General features: G+C 47.1%; 21 protein-coding genes, 1 tRNA gene and 4 pseudogenes. 3 read left to right on the top strand and 23 right to left on the bottom strand.

The annotated features are described in order from the left end of the window. Window positions 1–6 precede the first annotated feature (6 nt). From CLR69_RS08825 to CLR69_RS08790, 8 genes and pseudogenes are all read right to left on the bottom strand, one after another. Entirely contained in the window at window positions 7–288 is a 282-nt protein-coding gene (locus CLR69_RS08825) for a TrbC/VirB2 family protein (RefSeq protein ID WP_103162940.1), read from the bottom strand. Beyond that, window positions 285–950, bottom strand: coding sequence for a lytic transglycosylase domain-containing protein (locus tag CLR69_RS08820; protein WP_129713318.1), 666 nt, complete (start codon window positions 948–950; stop codon window positions 285–287). The genes CLR69_RS08825 and CLR69_RS08820 overlap by 4 nt, the downstream gene beginning before the upstream one ends. A 73-nt stretch (window positions 951–1,023) precedes the next feature. Then, a complete protein-coding gene (locus CLR69_RS08815; RefSeq protein WP_116362948.1) occupies window positions 1,024–1,245 on the bottom strand; it encodes a hypothetical protein in 222 nt (73 codons plus the stop codon). A gap of 370 nt (window positions 1,246–1,615) precedes the next feature. Continuing rightward, window positions 1,616–2,378 (bottom strand): annotated as a pseudogene (locus tag CLR69_RS08810) (IS30 family transposase); the annotation flags it as partial. Between the two features lie 48 nt (window positions 2,379–2,426). Then, window positions 2,427–2,978: a TIR domain-containing protein gene (locus CLR69_RS08805; RefSeq protein WP_129713317.1), complete on the bottom strand. Its 552-nt coding sequence runs from the start codon at window positions 2,976–2,978 to the stop codon at window positions 2,427–2,429. A 64-nt stretch (window positions 2,979–3,042) separates the two neighbouring features. Beyond that, window positions 3,043–3,921, bottom strand: coding sequence for a macro domain-containing protein (locus tag CLR69_RS08800; RefSeq protein WP_129713316.1), 879 nt, complete (start codon window positions 3,919–3,921; stop codon window positions 3,043–3,045). A 395-nt stretch (window positions 3,922–4,316) separates the two neighbouring features. Further along, window positions 4,317–4,732, bottom strand: a pseudogene (locus tag CLR69_RS08795) (phage virion morphogenesis protein). Beyond that, window positions 4,725–4,937: pseudogene (locus CLR69_RS08790) on the bottom strand (phage tail protein); the annotation flags it as partial. The pseudogenes CLR69_RS08790 and CLR69_RS08795, both read right to left, overlap by 8 nt. Here CLR69_RS08790 and CLR69_RS08785 point away from each other — a divergent pair. Further along, window positions 4,932–5,493 (top strand): annotated as a pseudogene (locus CLR69_RS08785) (phage terminase large subunit family protein); the annotation flags it as partial. The pseudogenes CLR69_RS08790 and CLR69_RS08785 sit on opposite strands and share 6 nt — an antisense overlap. Window positions 5,494–5,517: 24 nt before the next feature. Here CLR69_RS08785 and CLR69_RS08780 read toward each other — a convergent pair. The 7 genes from CLR69_RS08780 to CLR69_RS08750 all read right to left on the bottom strand — a co-directional run bounded on the left by CLR69_RS08780 (window position 5,518) and on the right by CLR69_RS08750 (window position 10,928). Continuing rightward, entirely contained in the window at window positions 5,518–6,483 is a 966-nt protein-coding gene (locus tag CLR69_RS08780) for a retron St85 family RNA-directed DNA polymerase (protein WP_129713315.1), read from the bottom strand. A gap of 151 nt (window positions 6,484–6,634) precedes the next feature. Next, window positions 6,635–7,549 carry a retron St85 family effector protein gene (locus CLR69_RS08775; protein WP_197730541.1) on the bottom strand — a complete coding sequence of 305 codons (915 nt, stop codon included), beginning with the start codon at window positions 7,547–7,549 and terminating at the stop codon, window positions 6,635–6,637. Between the two features lie 642 nt (window positions 7,550–8,191). Further along, window positions 8,192–8,401 (bottom strand): TraR/DksA family transcriptional regulator, encoded by a 210-nt coding sequence (locus CLR69_RS08770; RefSeq protein WP_129713314.1) that lies wholly within the window; start codon window positions 8,399–8,401, stop codon window positions 8,192–8,194. After that, window positions 8,391–8,975, bottom strand: a complete 585-nt coding sequence (locus CLR69_RS08765) for a DUF2857 domain-containing protein (RefSeq protein ID WP_129713313.1) — start codon at window positions 8,973–8,975, stop codon at window positions 8,391–8,393. Before CLR69_RS08765 ends, CLR69_RS08770 begins: the two co-directional genes overlap by 11 nt. A gap of 16 nt (window positions 8,976–8,991) precedes the next feature. Further along, window positions 8,992–9,186, bottom strand: coding sequence for an AlpA family transcriptional regulator (locus CLR69_RS08760; protein ID WP_129713312.1), 195 nt, complete (start codon window positions 9,184–9,186; stop codon window positions 8,992–8,994). 153 nt (window positions 9,187–9,339) lie between these two features. Then, a complete protein-coding gene (locus tag CLR69_RS08755) occupies window positions 9,340–10,254 on the bottom strand; it encodes a hypothetical protein (protein WP_129713311.1) in 915 nt (304 codons plus the stop codon). Between the two features lie 401 nt (window positions 10,255–10,655). Beyond that, window positions 10,656–10,928 carry a helix-turn-helix domain-containing protein gene (locus CLR69_RS08750; protein ID WP_129713310.1) on the bottom strand — a complete coding sequence of 91 codons (273 nt, stop codon included), beginning with the start codon at window positions 10,926–10,928 and terminating at the stop codon, window positions 10,656–10,658. A 146-nt stretch (window positions 10,929–11,074) separates the two neighbouring features. On the opposite strand from CLR69_RS08750, the gene CLR69_RS08745 reads away from it, so the two are divergent. Together CLR69_RS08745 and CLR69_RS08740 are read left to right on the top strand one after the other, a co-directional pair. After that, window positions 11,075–11,389 carry a helix-turn-helix domain-containing protein gene (locus tag CLR69_RS08745; RefSeq protein ID WP_025918866.1) on the top strand — a complete coding sequence of 105 codons (315 nt, stop codon included), beginning with the start codon at window positions 11,075–11,077 and terminating at the stop codon, window positions 11,387–11,389. A 184-nt stretch (window positions 11,390–11,573) separates the two neighbouring features. Further along, window positions 11,574–11,888, top strand: coding sequence for a helix-turn-helix domain-containing protein (locus CLR69_RS08740; RefSeq protein WP_025918867.1), 315 nt, complete (start codon window positions 11,574–11,576; stop codon window positions 11,886–11,888). Window positions 11,889–12,021: 133 nt separating this feature from the next. Here CLR69_RS08740 and CLR69_RS08735 read toward each other — a convergent pair whose 3' ends face one another. From CLR69_RS08735 to CLR69_RS08700, 8 genes are all read right to left on the bottom strand, one after another. Continuing rightward, the gene (locus CLR69_RS08735; protein ID WP_129713309.1) at window positions 12,022–13,293 is read right to left on the bottom strand and encodes a tyrosine-type recombinase/integrase; all 1,272 of its coding nucleotides are present in this window, start codon (window positions 13,291–13,293) and stop codon (window positions 12,022–12,024) included. Window positions 13,294–13,454: 161 nt separating this feature from the next. Beyond that, window positions 13,455–13,530, bottom strand: a tRNA-Asn gene (locus tag CLR69_RS08730). A gap of 142 nt (window positions 13,531–13,672) precedes the next feature. Then, a complete protein-coding gene (locus CLR69_RS08725) occupies window positions 13,673–14,935 on the bottom strand; it encodes an MFS transporter (RefSeq protein WP_129713308.1) in 1,263 nt (420 codons plus the stop codon). A gap of 143 nt (window positions 14,936–15,078) precedes the next feature. Beyond that, the gene (locus CLR69_RS08720; protein WP_129713307.1) at window positions 15,079–18,198 is read right to left on the bottom strand and encodes a beta-galactosidase; all 3,120 of its coding nucleotides are present in this window, start codon (window positions 18,196–18,198) and stop codon (window positions 15,079–15,081) included. A 293-nt stretch (window positions 18,199–18,491) separates the two neighbouring features. Beyond that, window positions 18,492–19,568: a LacI family DNA-binding transcriptional regulator gene (locus CLR69_RS08715; protein WP_129713306.1), complete on the bottom strand. Its 1,077-nt coding sequence runs from the start codon at window positions 19,566–19,568 to the stop codon at window positions 18,492–18,494. Between the two features lie 182 nt (window positions 19,569–19,750). Continuing rightward, window positions 19,751–20,809 (bottom strand): ferric ABC transporter ATP-binding protein, encoded by a 1,059-nt coding sequence (gene fbpC / locus CLR69_RS08710; RefSeq protein WP_197730540.1) that lies wholly within the window; start codon window positions 20,807–20,809, stop codon window positions 19,751–19,753. 5 nt (window positions 20,810–20,814) lie between these two features. Beyond that, window positions 20,815–22,893, bottom strand: a complete 2,079-nt coding sequence (locus CLR69_RS08705; protein WP_129713304.1) for an ABC transporter permease — start codon at window positions 22,891–22,893, stop codon at window positions 20,815–20,817. A gap of 307 nt (window positions 22,894–23,200) precedes the next feature. Continuing rightward, window positions 23,201–24,235: an ABC transporter substrate-binding protein gene (locus tag CLR69_RS08700; RefSeq protein WP_129713303.1), complete on the bottom strand. Its 1,035-nt coding sequence runs from the start codon at window positions 24,233–24,235 to the stop codon at window positions 23,201–23,203. Window positions 24,236–24,348 lie beyond the last annotated feature (113 nt).

Here is a 24,348-nt window from a genome sequence, read left to right as displayed (position 1 = left end):
CTCCCCCTAGGATGCCCAATAGGCACCAAAGCCCGATGCGCCGACAATCAGGATGGCTCCGATAATGACGTTGCGCATGTCATGCAGGCTTTTACCATCAAACAACACCTTGTAACCCACCCACATGGTTGCCAGCGTGATCGTAACGGCGGCCAGCCCGAGCAAGCCGGTGGAGGTATTACTCAGCGTATCGTTGGCTTTATTAAACCCGCTCCCTGCTGCCAGCGTCTGGGTTGATATCAACAGGGAAGAAAACGCAGGCCAGTATTTATGTGTTTGCATCGTCATTTCTCCTCATTAATTACAGGTAGGGATACATCGCCACGAATGATGGCGTTGGGATAGTGCAGGGAAGTCAAAACCGGTATGGATTTATCGGAGAGTTCGCCGCGCAGGACGGTGGTCGGATAATGAATCTCTGAAGTGGATTGGCTGGTGGTACTACGCTTGAGATCTTCCCGCGTAGACGGGACCACATAGCCAATACGCTGGATATAACTGGTTTGGTTAAAGGCGGATTCTGGCTGCTGACCCGTATCGAAATTGCCGGAATAGTAACAACTGAGTGCTCTTTTCAACGTGCCGCCTCGCTGGTAGCAGTCGGTGAGGATGCGTTCAAAAACGGACAGATTAGTGCAGGGGTCTAACAAGTCATGGGACGTCACGCCATAATGGCGGAAGTTGGTACTGGTGATTTGCATCAGCCCGACCGAATAGCGGCTACCTTTTGCTGCTACCTGTTTGATGATGTTGACGGCAGCTTGCTTGCTGGTGGGCTGATGAGAAATGACACCTACACTGCCGGGTATTCTCTCTTTCTTTGGCACAATCTCAGCGACTGCGTAAGGATTAAAGCTGGATTCCACTTTCGCCACATCAGACGCGGTGGATGGGTGAATCGTGGCGGCACACTGCATGGCCGCCGCCATAAAAGCAGTGGGTGAAAGCATGTTTGCCTCGATAAAAAGTCGAACCACACCTAGCTATCAGATAGTCGGTAGCAAAGAAAAGGAGAGGAGAGTGTTAATCGTGCTGGGGGGCTTGCGGTATGTCGCTATCGTCTTTCGGCTCAAGGAGCACTAGCTTACCGGAGACAGCAATACCGGGTGTCAGTACGATGTTCAATCCAGGTTTGCCGTTATGAGCGAACGCTACGCCGACTTTTGTCCAGTACGTGTTCTTTTCTCTGCTGGCATCGGGTTGGCTTTCTTGCGTGACAAATACGTGATAGGTAGGTTTTCTCATACTATTTCCTTTAATAAAGTGTCATGACGAATTAACTCAATCGATCACATCCCGATTCTGCATTCCGGTTTCAACGGGTCAGCGAGAACATTCAGCGGCACCCTGAATTGTGGTTGCGTGACAGCCCGACTCATCTTTTTAAAGAGCAATACTCGGCCCGGACGAATAAACGTCCATAAAGCTCGCCAGTAGAAGGTGACGCGATTAGCGTGCGATATTGGCGTTGGGAGGGAAATGCTAAAATCAAAAAGGAAATGAGAGAGAAAGTGAGTAGCGTGATAATTATTTGTGAAGGGATGAATTAGATTAGAACTGGTGCTTTGTAGCCCATGGACATACCTAATCTGACAGGCAGCTTTGTGCTGTGAGTTCAACCGATGGATGCAACACACTTATTGAACCGCTCTGCGGGTGATTCATAGTCTAGCGTTTTTCTCGGCCTTTCGTTGAGCTGCCTGGCAACACTGTTAAGTCTTTTCTAGCTGTGAACCGATATGTCAGTTCCTTTTAGAATATATTGTCTGAGCAATATGTTCGTATTTTCATTTGAGCCACGTTGCTAGGGAGATTGCGGATCACAGAAATAAATCTGAATGTCTGTCGTTACAGTAAATCGGGTGTGGCTGGTCATTTCAGCATCACGATCCCATGTTAATGTTTTATAAAGCTCAACAGGTAATTCCTGAGCTTGTTTGATGAGTGCAGATATAACCGTTATGGTCTTGTTGTCCCTGATTCTGGCCAGCATAACAAAACGGGAATGGCGTTCTACAAAGGTGACGATATAGGAGTTTTTCGAACCCTGGATCAGGTCACCTTCCCAGTGACCCGGTATGGCTCTGTCTGCGGCTTCAGGTGGCCTTTCGCTGATAGGTATCGCATCCGGGATTGACCCTAGTCCTTTCCCTTTAAGCTATGACGTTATGGATCTACGCACAGCTCTTCCGCTTCTGATGCATTGCTATAGTTTTTTTTAATGCTCCCCGGGTTTGTATAAAAAGCGTTTTATAAATCGTTTCGTGTGACACATGCATTTCCTGATTATCCGGATAACATCGTTTCAGCCAACCGGCGATTTGTTCCGGCGACCAGTCCTGATGCATCTTCTCTGCAATGATTTTACACAATGTGGGCTTTCATTTTCAATTGATTGATTACATTGCCGAAAATATGTATTCCTGTTAATCCACGCACCCGAATTCAAGATGAGCCTCAGGAGAATAATAGTGCAACCCACTTTCTAAACTATGGCTATGCACGGTATGGGTTAGTGCATCTAGTAAAGCTAATTTTTTGAATGGGATATGGATAGCCCTAGCACTTCCATTTTCTATACGATCTTTGAGTGCAAGAGGCCAGCGATTGCTCCATGCGGAAGGGACCAACATTTGATTTAAATCTGTATAAGCGCAGATTAGTGGAAGTTCGTAGGTGTCGACAGCCTTCTCAATTTCATATGAAAGCATACTCCCAGTCTGGCGTGTTTTATCACTTAAGATGATAACAATATTTTTTGATGCAGCAAGACGGTCCCGAATACGCGCTTCGAGTGTTGCTCTTAGACTAGAATCTCGTACTGCGAAAGTTTTATCGTGACTGTCTACATATTTAAAATCGTGTCCCTTACCCGCTGCCCATGCCTGAATTGAGGCATAATAACGAAAGTCCGATTTTGTTGGATCAGTTTCACCTAAGCCATCGAACGCTATATAATTTCCATTTCTGTAAGCCATATTTTCCTCCAATAACTGTAGATCACAGTGACTTCATATTACTACGTTAATAATGCTGATGTAATTAAGCATTAAGACTCTGACTTAGATAGTCTCTCACTTGGAATAAATTTAAAGAGAACTTTGATGCATCCTCAGGTCGGACTATGATAGATAACTTATTGGAAAACACCCGTTCTTGAGCCGCATCGGCAAAAGATTGAGCAATGCGCTCTATTATTTTCTTTCTAGGTATAGCCACCCGTCCTCTTCCTGTCCCCATCAGAGGCATAATCACATCACCTAATTCCCCTTTTCGAGCCATATTTGACCATAGACCTTCAAGAGCCTCGTCCAGCATTCTTCCATTTGAAAATGCTGTTCCTTCAGGATTAATATCTGACATCGCGACAAAATAGAAATTCTTGCCATGCGCTGATACGCGCGCCACAGTACCAAGAGGATATTTTTTTCGTTTACCGGGCTTGCCATCAATTTCTATATATTTTTCACTCGCAAGTGATTCTTCAATCTGCCGATCTATTTCTATTGTTTGCCCATTAAAAAACTGAGTTGCAAATTGGCCCTGCAAACTACCTGTAGATATTAGACCTGAACTCATATCAGTATCAAATGTGGTATTTGAGCTAATTATTATCTCGCCACTCTCCTTAAATAAATCACTTATTTTCACTTCAAATGAATAATCTTTCTTAGGTACTTTATAAGACACGCGTGACACCGGGCGCCGTGTAAATATCACAAAGATAATGGCTAAGGCTATAAGAATGAAAACCCCATAATTGCTATACTGCCCTTTCTCGTAAATTTTAAAAGTATCAGCTAAATTAATTAACAAATACAACACGCCAAGGGCAGAAAAAAACTTTGCTAATGCCTCGCCTGAAAACAAAGCATATCTCCAATACGCTGTAGTTCTCACCGACTCCCACCAATATTTCATCTCGTAACCCCAACTTTTATTACTATGATTTCTTTCCTATTATTTCTAGTATGTATGCGCGCTGGGAAATTTGGCTTAAGATTCTCTTACGCACTTTACTTATCTAGCAATAAATAAAAAAGCAGTATGTTTTAGTTAAAAAATAGAGATACACACGTGGGAAGTACATCAAAAGTTTGGGAGTAATAGATTACTCCCCTTGCTTTTCTCACACTTGTGACGCTAGAAGCGGCGTTAACTCTACTTGCATACTCTCGACAGCCGACATCAGTTATGCTTCATATGATTCAACAACTTGCATGCATTAGTCAAGTCATTAAAAAGTTAAATCTGGAAAATCATGCTACTTTAGTACTACCGCGTATTGGTGTCGTAGTTAGCGAGGAGCATGAAATTTAGCGATTCAAATGCTGAATAGTTAGCTCGATAATTAATTGTTTATCGTTAGTGCTAAAACCTAGCAACTGACGTTGGGTCTATTGCATAGACTGGGTATGTTTGCTTGGCCGGTCTTTTAGTACGAACTGATGAATCTATACAATTCGCTGCACCTTGCCGGTAAACTCCACCGTTACGGCATCATTGCGACCACTGGCTGTCATGTAGCGGCTCGTTCGCAGCTTCTGGAACATTGCCCTTTTGATTCGCCCATTTGGCTGGTGCTTTCTAGCCTGATACGGCATACCATCAGGACCTTTTTGCTGCTTAATACGCTGCTGTTGCGACCTGCGTAGCTCCTTCGCCGTCCCTCCGGGGACTGCGCACCAATCAACCCGGCCAGCTTATCGTCGAAGGGTTTAAACTCACTCATCCCACTTACTCACCAGCTCACCATTAATACACAGCGTTGTCGGTCGCGTCATCGGTTCAGGCAGAGACGGCTCAGGTGCATAGCTGACGTGCAGCGCACCGTTTTCATTCCTGACGAGGTTGTGATCGGTGCGTTGTAGGCTGATACTGATATCAACATTATCCCCGTCGTTTAAATCTATCTGGAAGCGATAGCCCTTTTTGCGTTCCTTGAGCGCTGTATGGTCGATGCGATGGAAGAGTGGGAGGACTTTGAACAATTTGCCGACCGGTCTGGATCGGCAATGACCCGTCACACACCGGCGACAGCGCAGGCTGTGCGGAACTGGCTCCGCCGCTGGCAAGTACCGCATCCTTGAGCGCCACCAGTTGAAAGGGATGGATTTTGCGGCACAGGCCGAGGCCATTCGTTCGCTCACTGAAAAATACACCGTCGACTATATCGGCATCGAGGCAACCGGCATCGGCTTGGGTGTTGACTAGCTCGTGCGCTCGTTCTTCCCGGTAGCGAACGCCATCCGCTACACGCCTGAAATGAAAATCGCGATGGTGCTGAAAGCGAAAGACACCATCCTACGCGTGTGTCTGGAATATGACGCCGATGCAACTGACATCATGCAGTCGTTTCTGGAGATCCGCAAAACCATGACCAGCAGCGGGCACAGCTTGACCTATGAAGCGAGTCGCAGCGAGGAAGCCAGCCACGCAGACAACGCGTGGGCTAACGCGGAAATTATATCTTTCAGACCCTACTGTTTATAACAATTATAAAGCGCACGGGTAGCATTAACCGTGCTTAAATAGCTTATCCAAGTCAAGGTTAAATTTCTTATTTAATTTTTGCGCAAAAACAATAAGCCGTCTGTAGTTTTTCTCATCTACACTCTTTGTAAAAGCCAACAATCCACCAACATGCGCATAATTTTCAGAACGCCCAACAGAAAGATAATGTATCTTGCTTTTTATTTCTCTGAATTTTTGCCGGCCTATGCCAACATCATCAATTGATAATACTAATCCAGTGATTTTTTTTTGTTTTCTCGGTCCACTAATAATTACTTTATTATAATTAACAATTAATTGTTCAGTAGGTATTATTGAAAATAAAAAATCCTTTGCTTTTTCAATTTTCTTTAACGACTGAGCTGAAAGAGTTATATCGTCAGCGTAACGAGTAAAGATAATACCTCGTATTCCCGCATAACCATGAATCCTGTGATCAAGCCTCATGCAAACAAGATTCGCCAATTTAGGCGATGCGGGGGATCCCTGCGGTAATTTATTTTTAAAACAACAAATTTTTGTCAATACCGAAGATATGTACTTATTATAACCCAACGAATTAAAAACAGTATAAATTTTATTAGAAGAAATACTAGGAAAGAAATCCTCTAAGTCAATATTTAATACAAAGTTCGAACCAACATGTGGGTTCGCATTGTCTTTTATGGACTGGCCTCGTTCAAAACCAGTTGAAAAAGGTGACGAATTAAGTTTGTCTAATATATTTCTTAAAACCCACGCTTGCAAAGCCTTGAGCCTTCGAGAGGGTTGACAAATCACCCTTTCACCTTTTTCTGTACCTGTTTTTGGTACACTATAAACTTTGTAAAAGTCATCCGCTCTTGTGATTAATAAGGTTAAAAGTTCGACAGACAGTCGCATTTCCCTTGACATATCTGTTAGTGAAGACATCACAGGCAGACCAAAGTTACGTAAGCGAAAAACGTCGGTACTGGAGAAATTGTTCATGAATGCGCACACCCTTACGTCATAAATACCAGGTTTCCTCGCTCTCAGAGAACATCGGGAGATGTTCTCTGAGTTCGAGGTAAACTGCCAAAACAGTAGATTTAATGCAGGACAGCGAGACACTATCCAGTCACCTCTTACAAGGGACTCGCTAAGGGTGTGCTGAGAAAATCCTACCATAGTTCAATGATATATTGCTACGATTTTCAAAGTTCATCATTTCAAGTCGTAGCTTGTCTAAAACCAGTCGATCAAACCTAAGTAGTACATATTCCATACCAGCGTCTGTAATATGATAACCTTCTGATGTCCTAACAATAACCCGCTCTTTCATTAATTTTGACAATGCAGATTTGACGATAATTTCGCACAATGTATTTGCCTTTCCTGTAGCTTTACTTAACAAATCATAAAGCAATACATTATTGATACCATCCATAAGGTATATACATGGCAAGATAAATCTATCCGCCATCAATATATTATCTACACTTTTCTTTACAGGTGATTTTTTTTGAACGATTTTAATGCTTTTCATCAGGGACTGATAAAACCCCTCATTTAATAGAGCATCATTAAGGACGTTAAAATCACACCTAAGCACTGATGTGGAACTATTTTTCTTAAGCAACCGTATAGGTCCATAATTTAAAAAACTTTTCTTAAACCTAAATTTATTATCTTGTACACATATCATTTTTGATGCTAATTTTTCATTATTTGCAAAAGCCCCAAGTTCAGAATATGAACCGGGACTTTCAGGGATTATTATTATCGCATCAACAGATTCAGCGAGCATATTCTCCATACTTAAAAGACTATATTGCCCCTGCCCAGCAAGAAGGTCATCAAACAAATCCTCTGGATAGAAAATTTCCAGTCTATCATTTCTCGATAAAATTTGAGAAATTTTATACCGTCCATATTTACTATCGTTAACATCCCCTCCACACAAAAAAATTGTCACTTTATTACGTTTCTCGCTGAAGAGATTATTTTTTATTACGTTGGCGAATTCAACTTTTTGTTTTTCTGAAAATATTATCGAATTCTTTAAGAGTTTCATATTCATACCCATAGGATCATGTATAAATTTTTTTAGCATTTTTCATACTACAGCGCAATGCTCTCCCCGTCACGCCTGCTAGCTTACTGGGCCCGTATTAATGCAGTTGCATAACCTTCCTCAGGTCTACGCCAGTGCTGGCGGCGTAGTGTCAGTACGGTTGAGGATGGCACATTCATAATCATGCATCTTCAGCATGCATGGCTAAAACCGTAAAAAAAGGACTAAAAGCCGGCATACAACTTGCCAGTTTGGAGAGAGTTATGTAGATGTTACTGACCAAGTAATGCGCTGAGCTCAATCTCTATACATACTCTCACAAAATCAGCATAAAATTATCGCTCACGAAAGAGCTAACATATTGATTGAGATTGACCTGCTCCCTGTTATTTAACACGGCACGATTTAAGGAATGCCTTTATCAAACTGCGAACTTCCGCTGTTCGCTCGTTGCCGACTGTCAGGTTCTATCGAGTTTTAACACAGAACACTACTAGGGCGAGTCTGGGCCCATACAGATAAATAATAATGGTGACGGATTCCCGTTCAGTATTTCACTATTGATAATATACACGGTATTTATTCAGATAATAAAAAAACGCGCAGAGAAAATAGCTTCTCTGCGCGAATGTCATCCTGTTATCAGCACTGACGGCGTTCAAGAATAGTTTGGCATTCCGTGCAGGTTGTCACGCCTGGAAGGGTTTTCCTCCGCTGCTCGGGAATGGGTTCACCGCACAAACGGCAGTAATGTAATGAGGGCGTGGTTGCTGGCTTAAAACGATTCTGTTCAATCATTTCTTCCAGGCGTTGCTCATTAAATTCCTGATCGCGATCGATCTCATCTGGCATGCGATGTCCTCCTGTTCAGTGCTTCTTTCTCACAAAGGGTGATACGGCTCCAAACGGCAGTCAGGGAAAGCCTTTTTTCGCGGGAAGACAATGATTCAGTAACCTGCATCATTGCTTCCAGCGCATCAGGTGTATCAAGGTTTTCAGAGCGGTTCTTTTGCCATGACAGCCAAATTTCTGCATCAATGGCTTCATCTGGGATAGGCGTTCGGCCATAAGGGATGGTGACACCCAGCAACCGGCGACGAGCGCAGACTTCATTCGAGGTGAGGCCAAAAAAATGATTAAGGAGTGCTATAGAACCTCCCAATCTGACGGCGCGATTTATCTGCTGCTGGCGTTGCGCTTCCTGATGGGACAGCGTCAGAATCTGTTTTAGAACGTCGTGACGAACAGTGATCGACATAAACTGCGCCGATGCACGGCTGACGATAAAGAGCTCGTCGAGGGATAGCTGATTGAGGGTATTTAATTCGTCAAATGTGAATCCTAACGTTTCACAATAACGAAAATTGCCTTCCTTAAGCGCGGCAAGAGCGTTTGTTAATACCGCGTAATTCAGTGAGGGGAACATAATGCTGTGTCTCCCTTCAGTGCGTTAAGCGGTTAGCTAATTTGAGGTTAATCCATTCGTCAATTTCAGATTCCAGCCAAGCTACGCTGGCAGGTCCAATCTTTATTGAAGAGGGAAAGGTGCCTTCTTTCATGTACAGGTAGATTTGCGAGCGTTTCAGACCTGTTTTTACTTCCACTTGTTTCAGACGTAATAACTGATGAGCTGTCATAAATACCTCCAGTGCAGAAATGGGATATGCCCGGAGATGACAAAAAAACACAGTGAGGAAAGGAGTGAAAGTTGAAGAGCCCGTATTACGGATACTACTATCCTTAATACGGGTTTTTAGATTGAAGCGTGTAATGTCATTTTAATGGGGTACCTAAACGGACGTTGGTGAACCACGTTCAAGCGCCGTTTTTAACGTATCGCCGCTGAATCGATCGGTCATGCCCTCGTCTGATGCCCATTGTTCAAAGATGGACAGAAGCTTATAAGGTTGCCTGATTAATGGGCTGATAGCCTCATTGTTTTTACAGGCAAGCCAGAACAGTCTGGATAATGGCGTGGATATACGTGTCGAGGAGGATTGAGAGGTATCGTTTTTGACGGGCATGCTAATTAATTTCTCAAGTTCGGCATGTTTGATAACAAAACAGGCATCCTTTGGTAAATAATGAATCGGAAAATATTCTCTATGGCTATACTGCTTTGTTTTCTGATATGGGATTTTTTCAGTAATATGTGATGCAATATTTTTAGGAAGTCTCATGGTTTGCTGTTTTATCCTTTCGCGATACCTGATTTTTTCAAATATTTGAAAGTAATCGTCACCGATATTGACAGTAAGACCATAGTTAACGTGATTTTCTCCGATTACGGGTAGTGGAATACCCAGAGATCTCGCTAATAAACGTTGAACCAGAACGTATTCATAGCCGATAAGCGTTGTATCAATCACTTGTTGAGTGGGGTAAGTGTATTTACCCTCGGTGGTAACGATTAAGTTTCTGTTATTGATGAAACAGTTTTTTTCGAGAATACATAGTTGGCTGATAAAATGGTTGCCTATAGGCTTAAGTTTTGCCTTAGCATTTGATGTTTTGATTCTTCGTAAGATGACTGGAGATTGGAAGTAGATCGAAAGGTTGATATCGCCGTATAAGGCACAGCGATAAATATCAGCTTCTGTTAACGGTGAGTTTCGTATCTGAGTCGCTATCACTATGGCTTCTGGTATCGTAATCCAGTTAAATTTATCACTCGTGGTATTGAACATCCTATTTTTCATTATCATGATTCATCTCCTTTATATGAAAATGATATATGCATAGGTGTCTAACATTCCCTTATGCAGCCATGACGTATAGATAGGATTCTAAAAATGAGGAATAGGATTAATGAGAGGTTGTTATTATAACGATGATGTTATTAATCGCTTTTCGCTGGCGGTCACAAAAATGTTCCAACTAGGATGCTATCAGCAGATGGGCTAACTTTATTCTGTGCGTTGCTGATTTTATTCAGAGCAATACGACCAAAGCTCCGCATCAAAAAAGGAATGAAAATATCATGATTTACGGCATATCAATTGGTTCTAAGTCATTAACGAACCAATTGATGATGCGGTACGGTTGAACCGAGTTGAGATAAAAACTTGTTTTCCCTGATTGTTGGCGTTTAAGCCCAGCAAATGATCTAATTGTTTTTATGACGAATTTCTCTTGGAATGCGCTGCCCTTGTGAATCGAAATAACGATTCGGCCAGATCTCACTCGCTGGTATGCCCAGGGCATCTGCAATGAGCCGTTCACCTTTTGGCCAGGGACGGTTTAGTGCATTTGCGAGCGTTGATGAACTAAGGCCCGCCTCACGTGATACGGCGGCTAACGTTGTCTTCCGTTTACGCAGAGCTGCAATGATATCGGCAGGATGCCAGTCCAGTCGTTGTTCCTGTTGTTCAATGTTCATACGTCCTCCTCTTGGATTGAAATTTTACTTCTTCCAGTAAACTATATCTTCATTATGGGTGAAAAAACAACCAAAAATAAAGATAAAATTTATTTAGGAAAGAAATGCTTCAAGAAGGACTTATTGAGAGAAGCGATAATCAGTATATGTTGATCAGTACTGTGGATAACACCGTGATTGGTAAGCGATTAAGACTAGCCCGAGTAAACAAGGGATTAAAGCAGGCAGAGCTCGGTTGCCTCGCTGGTCTGGATGAGGAAACGGCAAGCTCTCGTGTGAGCCAATACGAAAGAGAAGTCAGTGCGCCAGACTTTGGACTGGTTTCTCGATTCGCTACAGTGCTGGATGTTCCTGAAGCGTATTTCTATGCGGTTGATGACGATCTTGCCACCTTGATCTTACAGTATCACCGTTTCAAAAAAGCCAACCCAAACTCCACGCTGCTCATCACACCTCAGTAAGGTTGATGCCTAATGCGTCATGGTATTCAATCTCTGTGCGTTTACCCTCCTAAATTTAATTATTCCTACTCTCAATAAATTAAATCTTCATTTTTGATCTTAAAATAACCAAAAATAAATTTTAAATTTATTGGGTGAAGAACCACTTCAAGAGAGGCATGGCGGGAACGGCGATAATCGGCTTATGTTAATCTGCGAAGCAGGTAATGCCGTGATTGGTAAACGATTAAGATTGGCCCGAGTGAATGCAGGATTAAAACAGGTCGAGCTCGGTTGTCTCGCTGGACTGGATGAAGAGACGTCGAGTTCTCGCGTAAGCCAATATGAAAGGGAAGTCAGTTCACCGGATTTTGGTCTGGTTTGCCGCTTTGCGGCGGTGCTGGATGTGCCGGAAGCGTATTTTTATGCTGTCGATGAGGATCTCGCAACGCTAATCTTGCAGTACCATCGTTATAAGAAAAGTAACCCTAATTCTACGTTGTTGATTACCCCTCAATAGACCTTCATTCCTGTATCCGGTCTGAGTAATTTCCTGACATTTCTCGATTTTTTTTGAAAGGTTGAGGCAAGATTTTCTCGCAGTCTGAAAAGCAGATCCTGTTATCAGGATCTGCTCTTAGGTGCATTATCGATCAGGTCGCTCCAGCCGTCTTATGTTGTTGAGCATAAATGTATGGCGCAACATATCCTTCTCGGTTGGTATCCAAATAATCTGACCACCATTGCATCATCGCTTTACGGGTCTCGAGATATTCAGCTTTATGGATGTAAGCCGCTCGAACGCTATTGCGTTCTTGATGGCTCATCTGTCGTTCAACCGCATCCTGCGCCCACAGTCCAGATTCCATCAGCGCACTACAGGCCATTGCTCGGAATCCGTGACCGCAGATTTCATCTTTTGTGTCATAACCCATCACACGCAAAGCCTTGTTGACCGTGTTTTCGCACATTGGCTTATACCGATTATGATCACCGGGAAATATTAGTTCCTGATGCCCGGATATTTCCCGTATCTGTTTCAGAATAGTGATGGACTGACGGGAGAGGGGAACGATATGCGGCGTGCGCATTTTCGCCCCACGCCCAGAGTAGCGGACACCGGGGATGGCTTCGCGGGTGGCTGGAATGGTCCAGATTTTGTTTCTGAAATCGATCTCAGACCAGCGGGCAAAACGCAGTTCGCTGGAACGGATGAATAGGTGCAGGGTGAGTGAGACTGCCAAGCGGGTTAATTCTCGTCCTTGTTTGTAGTCCTCAATGCTAGCCAGCAGCTCCGGCAGTCGTTCCAACGGAAGGGCAGGGTAGTGGTGTTTAACGGGAGGGGCTATTATCCCGTCCAGATTTGCCGCCGGGTTGTGCTCTATCAACTCCTGATGCACGGCATGACGCATGATGTTGCACATATGCTGTCGGGTACGAGCCGCCACTTCCAGCAAACCTTTTTTCTCGATACCTTTCAGCAAGTCAATAAAGTGACGGGTTTTCAGTTCTGTAACAGGCAGGTGCCCAATTATCGGGAAGATATGATTATTCATGCTGGCAAGCAGACGGGCGGCATGGTTTTCTGACCAGGTTCTGTTGCTTTTATGCCAGCTCAATGCCACGGTCTTGAAACTCTTTGCAGGTGAACGAGCCGCCTTTTCTGCGGCACGTTGCTGCGCCGGGTTGATATTCTGTGCCAGAAGTTTGCGGAGTTCATCGCGTTTCTGGCGCGCTTCTGACAGACTGATTAACGGATAAGCACCTAACGCTATGCGGGTTTCTTTGCCACAAAAATAGTATCTGAAGTACCAGAGACGTGAACCAGTAGGTTTAACGTGAAGATACAGACCGTGTGAATCGGACAGTTTTATGGGGGTAACAGGTGGTTTTAAGTTGCGGATTTTAGTGTCATTAAGGGACATATGCGGGTCACTCCATTATCGAACCGGAAAGACCCCAAATCTGACCACCAAATTCTCCCGATGCGGAGGGTAAACTGAAAATGCATCGGGAAGACTTTTCACATTAACTTATTGAATCTACATCGTATAAGGATTCGCAAAGAGACATGAAAACAAGAATTTGGCTCCTCTGACTGGACTTGAACCAGTGACATACGGATTAACAGTCCGCCGTTCTACCGACTGAACTACAGAGGAATCGTGTGAACGGGGCGCATAATAGCGGCGTGCGCTGGCCATGTCAAAGGCGGAAACCACAAAATCACACTGTTCGGTGAGAGAATGCGCAATTTGCCGATATTTTTGGCAAATACCGACATTTTATTGTGTTCAGCCACCACTAAAGTGTGTTCAACGGTGTTTTTTGTTTAGTGGAAAAGGCATATAGCGGTCCTTTACCTGACAGCGTAAATAGGGATATCGCTGTAAAAGAGAGGGCGATGCCGCCTAAAATCAGGTAAGTGCCATGAAAACCGATGCTGTCATACATATTGCCAGCGAAGATAGACATGAAAATGATTGATATCTGTTTGAAGAAACAGAAGCACACTAGGTAAATCGTCGCAGAAAAACGGACTTCAAAGACCGTGGTAATGTACTTGAAGCAGCCGACAATCAGGAAAGGTACTTCGAACATGTGTAGTGTTTTCAACACAATGACTTCTAGTACCGAGTCGGCAAAAGCCGAGCCAATAATGCGCACGGACATAATCGTCCCGGCAATGAGCAGGGCGTTTTTACCGCCGATACGGTTCACAATCAGCGGTGCAAAAAACATAATGGTGGCATTAAGCAATTCACCCAGCGTGGTGACATAGCCAAATACTCTTGTGCCTTCCTGTCGGGTCTCGAAAAATGATGTGAAAAAGTTGGCGAACTGCTGATCGAACACATCATAGGTGCAAGAAACGCCGACGACATAGAGGGTCAGGAACCAGATTTTGCGTTCTTTTAGCAGTTCGGCGGCCATTTTCAGACTAAAGGGTTTCTGGTTGGAGCCAACATGGTCGGCGACGATAGCGCTGGAAGAAACCTCTGGTTTTGCAAACAGTAGCAGGATGGCGAGGATGACTGCACAACCGGAACCAAGCCAAAAAACAAACTGGTTATTGATGGTAAACATAATGCCGACAATAGACGCGCAGAGCGCCCAGCCAAGGCAGCCGAACAGACGTGCGCGGCCAAATTCAAATTGGCTGCGGCGGCTGACTTTCTCGATATAGGCTTCAATGGCCGGTGCGCCGCCGTTGTTGATAAACCCCAGATAAATCCCGCCGACGATAGAGCCTAAAACGATATTGTATTTTAGCAATGGGCCAAAAACATAAATAAAGAACGGAGCAAAAAACACCAGCATAATGGTGATAATCCATAGCAGGTGCTTTCTCAATCCTAATTTATCGGAGAGCAAGCCAAATATAGGTTGAAATAACAGAGCGAAAAAGGAAATGCAGGCGAAGATAATACCCGTGTCGCTTTTGCTTATTTGGTTAATATCATGAAGCCAAATAGGAAAGAAGGGGAAGTAAGCCCCCATGATGAAGAAATAGAAAAAGAAAAAAAGGCCGAATATCCAGAAATTCTTATTGTATAGGTAGTACATGTTGTCTTCTCCGATATGCATAATACCCGCAACATTTATTTTGATGGCGGATATATACTTGCTGGATACAACTGAGATGGAAAGAGGCAGCGTAGCCGCACTCTTTCTCTGTTTTTAATACTGCTTTTTTCATATCAATGCGGTCAGTGATGTTGAATAGCGACGCGATAGTGATAATGCGTTGCTGTTAGCAAATCATCGTGATGGACGCTGGGACTCCAGGAGTCATCGCCACCAATTCCCATATGGAAGCCATCCAGATTGAGCCAAACGCCTTTTTCCTTTTCTAATAAATGATGGTGGGTACACGTCATCAACTGTGGTAGTCCGTAGCGGCTTAGCCCAAAGTGGAAATTTCCGGTGATAGTCCATTTGCCATACGCCAGCGTACGCGTGTTGCAGCGCAGTCCGTTCTCCGATGGGAAAATATAAGGCGTGTGCAGGTCATCCAACGGCAGATTCCAATGCCCATGCTGTGCGGCGAGCTGTCGGTCAGGATAATTTTCATGTGGTCCAAGCCCGACCCAACTGACCAGAGGCTCGACGTCAGCGAGCTGGCAACTCAAACCGACTCTGGCCAGTGACGGAAGGACAGTCGCGACATCAACGTCAACATCGGTGGTCATCACGCCATGGGCATCAATCTGCCAGCGCTTTTTACTCCGTAGCAGAATCTGCCCTGCATGACGGAAAACATGTTCAGTGACAATAAGCACGGCATCGGCGAGTTGATCTGCCTGAATTGCTACACACTGCGCATGTAATTGATAAAGCCCGGCTGATTTCCAGCGCTCAGCCCAGGCGCGTGGATCGATGCGATCGACCTCACTGATACCGATATCGTTATCCAGCGGTGCCCGAACGAATTGATCTTGTAAGGGAGTCAGCAGTGTTGGGATATCGGCTGCCCACCATTGCTCCAGCCAGCCGCTTTGGCGATTAAATCGCCAATGTTGTTCGCCCTGAACAACGTCAAAATAGATGTCGGACTCTCGCAGAATCGGTGGTTTTTTCTGTCCAGAACATGCCTCTGGCAGATGAAGTGTTGCCGGGAGCTGCCACTGATCCCAGGCACAACGATGATTTGCTTCCGACCAAACTGTCTCCTTGGGCTGTACGATCTCAACATTGAGCCAAAGTTCTCCTGTGTGATCGATGATGGGGAGTGATTCCAGCAGCGTCAACGTTTGTGTCGTCTGGGGAGCGAGCTTCAAGGGTAGCGAACCTTCTGCTAGCGTCTTATCGTCCAGTGTAATGCTCCAGTTCAACTTCTCGTTGTCCGTATGACGGAACAGGTACTCGCTGGTAACACGTAATTCACAGGGGGACTCAGCCTGCCAGACGAATTGAATATGCTGCTGTGCTCGTTGGGCTTCATACAGGCTGGGATGTGGGGTGCGATCGGGGAAAAGCAGGCCGTCCAGGCAGAACTGGCGATCGTTAGGCATGTCGCCAAAATCTCCGCCGTACGCCCAGTAGGCGTTGCCCTGTTCATCATGGCGAATCAGGGCCTGATCGACCCAATCCCAGATGAATCCGCCCTGTAACCGAGGATATTGACGGAATGCTTTCCAATAGCGGGCGAATCCCCCCAGGCTGTTGCCCATTGCGTGTGCATACTCACAGAGGATGAGCGGCCGATGTTCATCCGGCATACTGATCCATTTTGTGATCGACCATTTGGGGACGACGGGGAAGGGCTGATCTTCATCAACGCGGGCGTACATTGGGCATACGATGTCAGTCGCACGGCTATTCGCGCCGCCGCCTTCGTAATGCACGGGGCGAGTGGGATCGTGGCGTTTGATCCACTGGTAAAGTGCATCATGGTTTGCGCCGTAGCCGGATTCGTTCCCCAATGACCAGATAATGATGCAGGGATGATTACGGTCACGCTGTACCATCCTTGATACGCGTTCGCTATAGGCTGGCAGCCACACAGGATCGTCCGACAGACGATTCATCGGCTGCATGCCGTGTGTCTCAATATTCGCTTCATCGACCACATACAAACCGTAGCGATCGCACAACCGATACCACAGCGGATGGTTAGGGTAATGTGAGCAACGCACCGCGTTAAAATTATGCTGCTTCATCAGCATAATATCGCGCCGCATTGTGTCTTCATCCATGACCTGACCATGCTGCGGATGGTGCTCGTGACGATTAACCCCGCGGATCAGCAGCGGTTTGCCATTAAGCAGCAGCAGGCCGCTGCGGATTTCAACTTTTCTGAAACCGACATCATAGGCTTCCGCTTCGATGAGTTCGCCTTCTGTCGTTTCCAATGAAATAACGGCGCGATACAGGTGTGGTAGCTCGGCACTCCACAGATCGGGCTGTGGCACATCAATACGGAGAAAAGCCTTGTCGTGGTAGACGCCGCGTTCATCAACAATGCTGGTACCGAACGCCTGATGTGTATCGCCGATAAGCCGATTACCACGCCAGAGTTGTGTGTGGATGCGATGGTGTTTGGCTTCTGCTTCAGAAAGCGTTGCTCTCACCTGAATATCCAGCGTGCCGTGGCGGAAATCGGCGCTAAGCGGTGTAGTCAGTTGGATATCATTGAGGTGAACGGCTGGTTTGTGCAGAAGTGTGACGTCGCGGAAAATACCGCTCATGCGCCACATGTCCTGATCTTCCAGATAGCTTCCATCAGACCAGCGTAAGACCATCACTGCCAGTCGATTTTCCCCGACCGTCAGATAGCGACCAATATCAAACTCCGCAGGTAGACGACTATCCTGCGAATATCCCACCCAGTGGCCGTTACACCAGAGATAAAATGCGGAATTGACACCATCAAAAATAATCCGCGTTTGTCCGCTGTTGAGCCAATCATGATTGGCCTTAAAAGTGAGCGAGTAACAACCGGTTGGATTATCCTTCGGCACATAAGGTGGATTCACGGGGAACGGGTATTTGACGTTGGTGTAAATCGGCGTGTCATAGCCCTGTAGCTGCCAATTGGAAGGAACTGGAAGGGTAGCGGAATCAGGCAGGTCCTGCTGTAGCCAGCTTTCCGGTACGGCTTCAGGACGACTGAAATAACTAAACACCCACTCGCCATTCAAGCGTCGAACACGCTGCGATGGCTCATCTTGCTGTGCCGCAGTCACGCTTCGCCAACTGTTGAACGGTGGGTGTGCAGGGAGCCTCTGATAGTTTGTGCAGGCTGGGTTTTCCCAATCACGTCTGGCAAGAATGTCTCGTAGCGTGGCGTGATGGCGTATTGGATTCGGTAAAACGGTGTCGCTCATGATGGCTTTACTCCTGAACGTCTTGAGTCTTCATTGTGATTGGCTAATTAAAATTGTTATCCGCTCACAATTTCTATTTTCCATAACATATCGACTCACCAAAGTGAGTAAAGCGGAATGTGACAATAAAGTGGAAGCGATCACAAAGATCGTTTGCAAAAGAAATGAAAGAACATTGAATTTGGAAAGCTATACGTAATAAATCAACAAGGTTAATTAATAACCTATTGTTTATTAAATTATTTTGTCAGGTTTAGGCAAGTATGGTGCAAACGATGTTGTTGTGTAATGGGTTACAAACGCTGGAGCTGGCGCGTAATGTCCAACAGATTTTTTGTTAATTCTTGCAGAGAGGCATGGGTTGATGAATGTACGGCGGTGCTATGGCGTACGATCAGTTCAGTGGGTAACAGCAGTGACGTGATCTGGGTAGAATCGTGCAGCGTAGCGAGTAAACGAGTGACACCTTCTTTACCTAATAGCCTGAAATCCTGCCGAATGGTTGTCAGTGGCGGGGTGTAATAGGCGCTGTCCTGAGTATCGTCAAAGCCTATTACCGACATTTGCTCCGGCACGCGCAGACCATACTCGTGCAGTGCGCGCAGAACGCCAAGCGCCATTTGATCGTTAGCCACAACAATGGCGGATACGCGCAGGGATTGCCCCAGCAGAACCAGCGTTTGGTGGTAACCAGAAGCGGCGCTCCAGTCTCCGTGCAGTACCGAAGTGGGGGATAGTTGCTGTTTTTCCAGTTCGGTTAGCCAGCCCTCATAACGCAGGCGGGCAGAAATCGAGGTCATTGGCCCTGTCAGCAGGGCGATATGTTGGTGCCCTAGTTGCACCAAATGCGTGATAGCTAAACGTGCACCGTGATCGGGATCGAACATGACGTTGAGTATGTCGGTATGCGGATCGGCATCCATAAACAGCACGGGGGTATCGGCACAGGTTTGGCTAATGTGGGCGACTTCATCCGTTGATAGCGGAACATTCACGATGACGCCGCTGACTCGCTGAGAAAGCAGGTCGTTAACAGCGTTATTGCAGGTGTTGACATCCGGGCTGCTCAGCATGGACATCACGATATTGATCCCCAACTGGCTGGCGGTGCTCTTAATCGCGGCGGCAATTTGTGACGGTGCGTGCAGTGAAAGATCGGTAGTTACCAGTCCCAGCGTGGTGATGGTTTTCCCTGCCAGCTGCTGTGCGACGCGGTTAGGCGTGTAATTCAACTCGGCCATCGCCTGTTCCACTTTACTGCGAGTACGGGATGAAACATGAGGCGCTTGATTCAGAACACGGGACACCGTCTGATAGGAAACCCCGGCATGATCGGCGACATCGTTTAGTGTTATGGGTTTCTGTTTCATTGTGGCCATTCCGTGCGTGAGAGAGCGTTATCATAACAAATCGCGTAGGGAATCCGTAACAGGCGTATGTATTCCGGCGCAATCAAAGCCGGTCAAAATGAAAGTATGTCAGGGTTGGAATGCGACAAAAGTAAAACCGGGAGCGAATGCTCCCGGTATATAGGCAGTGAGTTATCCGCTATTTACTGCTCGGATAGCACAAACATACCGTAAGGGTGAATTTGCAGGTAGTAGCTGTCGCCTGGGTTCGGTTGAAGCTGGGTAGCATTAACCTGCAACAGCATCGATTGGCCGTGCCAGTCCACCTGCACTTCATACTGCGGCCCCATATAGGCGACTTGTGTGATAGTGCAACGCTGGCTCTCGTCACCTTGATGGCTGAGCGTAATCGCTTCCGGGCGAATACCGACGGTCGATTCGCTTAATCCGGCGGCAAAATCCTGCGGACGCGGAATGAGGTAGCCATAGATGTTCACGCTGTCTGCCGTGAAGGTGGCAGGGAAAATATTGGCATCCCCCATAAAGCTGGCCATGAAGCGTGAAGCGGGCTGGCGATAGAGCTCCTGTGGTGCGCCCAACTGCATGATTTTGCCTTTGTTCATCACCAGAACCATGTCGGATACCGCAAAGGCTTCGCTCTGATCGTGCGTGACGTACAATGAGGTGATGTTGAACTGTTGTTGAAGCTCACGGATTTTCTCACGCATGCTGCGGCGCAGGTTGGCGTCAAGGTTACTCAGTGGCTCATCGAACAGCAGGACTTTAGGCTTAAGGATCAGTGCGCGCGCCAGAGCGACGCGCTGTTGCTGTCCACCAGAAATCTGGTCGACGTAGCGATCTTCAAACCCTTCCAGATCGACCAGCGCCAGCGCTTCTTTGACGCGTTGATTGATTTCTGCCTTCGGGCGGCCGAGCATTTTCAGCCCGTAGCCGATGTTTTCCCCCAGCGACATATGCGGGAAGAGGGCGTAAGACTGGAACACCATGCAAATATCACGCTGTTGAATCGAGCGCTCGGTGACGTCTTCGCCGTCGATGAAAATCTGGCCTTCCGTCGGTTTTTCCAGACCTGCAACGGCTCGGAGTACCGTGGTTTTACCGCAGCCAGATGGCCCTAACAGCGTCACCATTTTTCCCTGTGGGATCGCCAGATTCAAATCATCAATGACGGTGTTGTTGCCGAAACGTTTAGTGACGTGCTTCAGTTCAACAAAGTTTTTTTCAGTATTCAAGGTAATCACTCCGCTTAGTCACTATTCTTGGCTTTCGTGCGGGAAACCCGCGCTTCACCGACCAGATAATCGAACAGGAAAATAATGGCCAGCATGACCACAATCAGGATGGAACCGTAGGCGATCGCCATACCGTATTCACCGTCTTCCACGCGGTTAAGGATATAAGACGTGGCGACGCGAGTATCCGGTGTAACCAGGAAGATGATGGCGCTAACCGTGGTAATGGCACGCACGAAGCTGTAAATCAGTGCGGACAGAATGGCCGGACGCAGTAGCGGTAGCAGAATATAAAACACCGTGCGCATCGAACCCGCTCTCAAGCTGAGCGACGCCTCGTCCAGCGATTTATCCAACTGCCCCAGACCCGCAATACCCGCGCGAATACCGACCGGCACGTTACGCATCACCATCGACATGATGACGATTACCGCTGTTCCCGTTAAGTAAACGGGCGCACTGTTAAAGGCCAGGATGTAAGACACACCAGCAACGGTACCCGGTACGGCAAAGCACAGCATGGTGGTGAACTCGATAGCCTTCTTGCCGTAGAACTGCTGGCGCACCACGATGTAGGCGATAAGCAGCCCGAACAGTGCCGTAATGGGTGCGGCGATACCCGCGAACAGCAACGTATCCAGCAGGGAAGGCCAGGCGCCGTCGCTAAAGCCTTGTCCGAACAGCTTGCTGAAGTTTGCCAGCGTCAGGGTGTAATCCACGCCCCAGTTAACGGTAAAGCTGCCGTAGAAAATGCTGCCGTACAGCAGAACGTTAAAGGCAATCCAGACATAGAGCAGGATGCTGACGATCCACACCAGCGAAACGGGCAGCGGCTGCACATCTCCCCGGTAGGACTTACCGGAAATCGTGACGTAGGAGCGTTTGCCGATCCACAGATATTGCACGCAGAACACAGCCAGTGAGAACAACAGCAGGACAACGCCGAGCGTACTGGCTGACTGGTAATCCAGCTGTGCGCCAGTGATGTAGAAGTAAATCTGGGTAGCGAGTACGTCGAAGTTGCCGCCTAGCACCAGCGGGTTACTGAAATCGGCCAGCGACTGGACGATCACGATCAGGAACGAGTTAGCCAGCGCGGGTTTCAGCAGGGGCAGGAAAACGCGCTGAAAGGTTTGATAGCGGTTGGCGCGTAGCGTGTACGATGCTTCTTCCAGAGACGGATGAATGGTCTTCATCGCGCCTTCGAGAATCATAAACGACATTGGCGTGAAGGCGAGCACCTGCGCCAGCCAGATGCCAGTAAAACCGTACAGCCAGTTGGTGTTCGTCAGGCCGAACCAGGCTACCATCAACTCGGTAACATACCCGGAGCGGCCCATCATCAGCGTCACGCCTAACCCGACGACAAACGGTGGCGTAACGATAGGCAGTATGGAGAAAATGCGGCCAATAATAGCGGAGCGGCGGGCGATACGTGAAGTGTAAATCGCCAACACCATACCGAAGAAGGTACAGCCGATACCGACGGCAACCGACAGCAGGAAGGAGTTCCAGATCACCCGTAAAATGTGCGTCTGACTCAGAATCTGCATGAATGCCAGCGGCGCGAATTCACCGCTGTCGTTGGTGAACATCGGGATAAAGATGGCGATGCTGGGGTAAAGAATAAAGACGCCGATCAGCGCGATGATGCTAATGAGTGAGCCGATGACGAAGCGATCGCCACCTAGCCAGTCAAGCCGTGAAAGCGCCAGTGTGATGATTGCACTTAGGGCAACAAACAGCGTGATAGTGCCATAGCCCATTCCACGACCCTCAATGGTCGCACTGATGACCACAAAAAGGGCACAGAACAAGGCATAAGCCGCATCGAAACGGTGGCGACCGCGCTGTTCCCGGCTGGGCGTAAGCAGTGGACGCGCCAGTAATCCTAACGGGAGCAAAAACCAAAGCAGGCTGATATTCAGGCTCGACCAGCTATAGGCCGCCAGTAGTTCATCGCGTGAGGCATCAAGCAGGCCGTAATCCAGGCTCCACGCTGGCAGCAGCAAAAATGTTGCTGCAATCAGCGCCAGCCACAGGAAAACAGGATCCCGTTTAGGCGTCGGTGAAAGCGTTATTGTGTGTGACATGATGGTTCCCTGGTGCGTGCAAGTTTTATACCCGTCATACTTCAAATTGCCTGTGCGTTGGCTGCCCTTACTCACCCCAGTCACTTACCTGAGTAAGCTCCTGGGGACTCGCTCGGTTGCCGCCTTCCCGCAACTCGAATTATTTAGGGTATATAGAATTGTTTTATGAGATTGAATCGTCACAGGTATTGGTTGGTTAATAATATTGAGTAATGGTCAATCAGCGATGTTGAGAACACTGCGTTAAGCGAAACGCGCGTATCGCAGTGCTCCCATTCTTTTTGCAATCAAGGGCAATAAATCGAGATTATTGGCCCATTTTGACTTCGTTAACCCACTTGGAAATCAGCTCTTTACGCACGTCTGCTGCGCCGTATTTGTCCATGTCGTAGTTAATCAGTTTCAAGTCCTGCAATTTCAACGACAGCGGGGACGCTTCGGCAGTGGTGTTCGTCAGAATCTGGTAGGACTGGCCTTTTTTCCAGGAGAGTTCCTGTGCTTCTTTTGACAGCGCCCAGTCAACGAACAGCTTGGCGTTGTCCATATTGCGCGCGCCTTTCAGAATGCTGACGCCGCCAATTTCATAGCCAGTGCCTTCACACGGGGAGATCAGCGTCAGCGGGGCGCCTTTTTCTTTTTCCAGCGAGTAATCATGCAGGAAGCCGATGCCAATAGCGGTTTCGCCACGTGCGGCGTTACGTGCCGGGGCAATACCGGACTTGGTGTACTGCGACACGTTGGCATTCAGTTTTTTCAGGTAATCAAAAGCCTGATCCTGGCCCCAAAGCTGGGAGAACGTTGCCAGCGCGGTATACGCTGTACCGGAGCTCTGTGGATCAGCAATTTGGATTTCGCCTTTGTAGACTGGGTTAGTCAGATCTTTCCAGCACTGTGGCACTGGAAGATTTTTCTCTTTCAGGCGATCGGTGTTGACGCCGAAACCGAGAATGCCGACGTAAACCGCAGACGAGTAGTTGCCCTTACGTTTGGCAGGATCGCGGAACTGCGGCATGATCTGATCAAGATTTTTAGACTGATAGGGTTCCAGCAGATCCATTTCGCCCGCTTGAGATTGTGGATCCAGCGTACCGCCGTACCAGACATCGGCCTGTGGGTTCTTCTTCTCGGCATCGACTTTCGCCAGTGTGCTGCCGGAGCCGTTACGGATAAAGGAGGTTTTAACATTGTGTTTTTCGCCGAAGGCTTTGGCCTCCTCTTCGCAGAAGGCGTTGGTGGCGCTACAGTAAATAACTAAGCGTCCTTCAGCCCGAGCGGTGGTAGTAGTAACGGCAGCAACGGTCAGTCCAGCGGCGATGAGGGTCGTTAAGGTACTCAGTTTCATGATGTTTTCCTTTGTATATCCCCGTCATACTTCAAGTTGCATGTGCGTTGGCTACGTTCACTCACCCGAATCACTTACTTGAGTAAGCTCATCGGGATTCCTTCGCTTGCCGC

It is taken from the genome of Pectobacterium zantedeschiae, assembly GCF_004137795.1.
Lineage (GTDB): Bacteria > Pseudomonadota > Gammaproteobacteria > Enterobacterales > Enterobacteriaceae > Pectobacterium > Pectobacterium zantedeschiae.
Note: the sequence above shows the minus strand (reverse complement) of the source record. Positions and strands in the feature narration are given on the sequence as shown.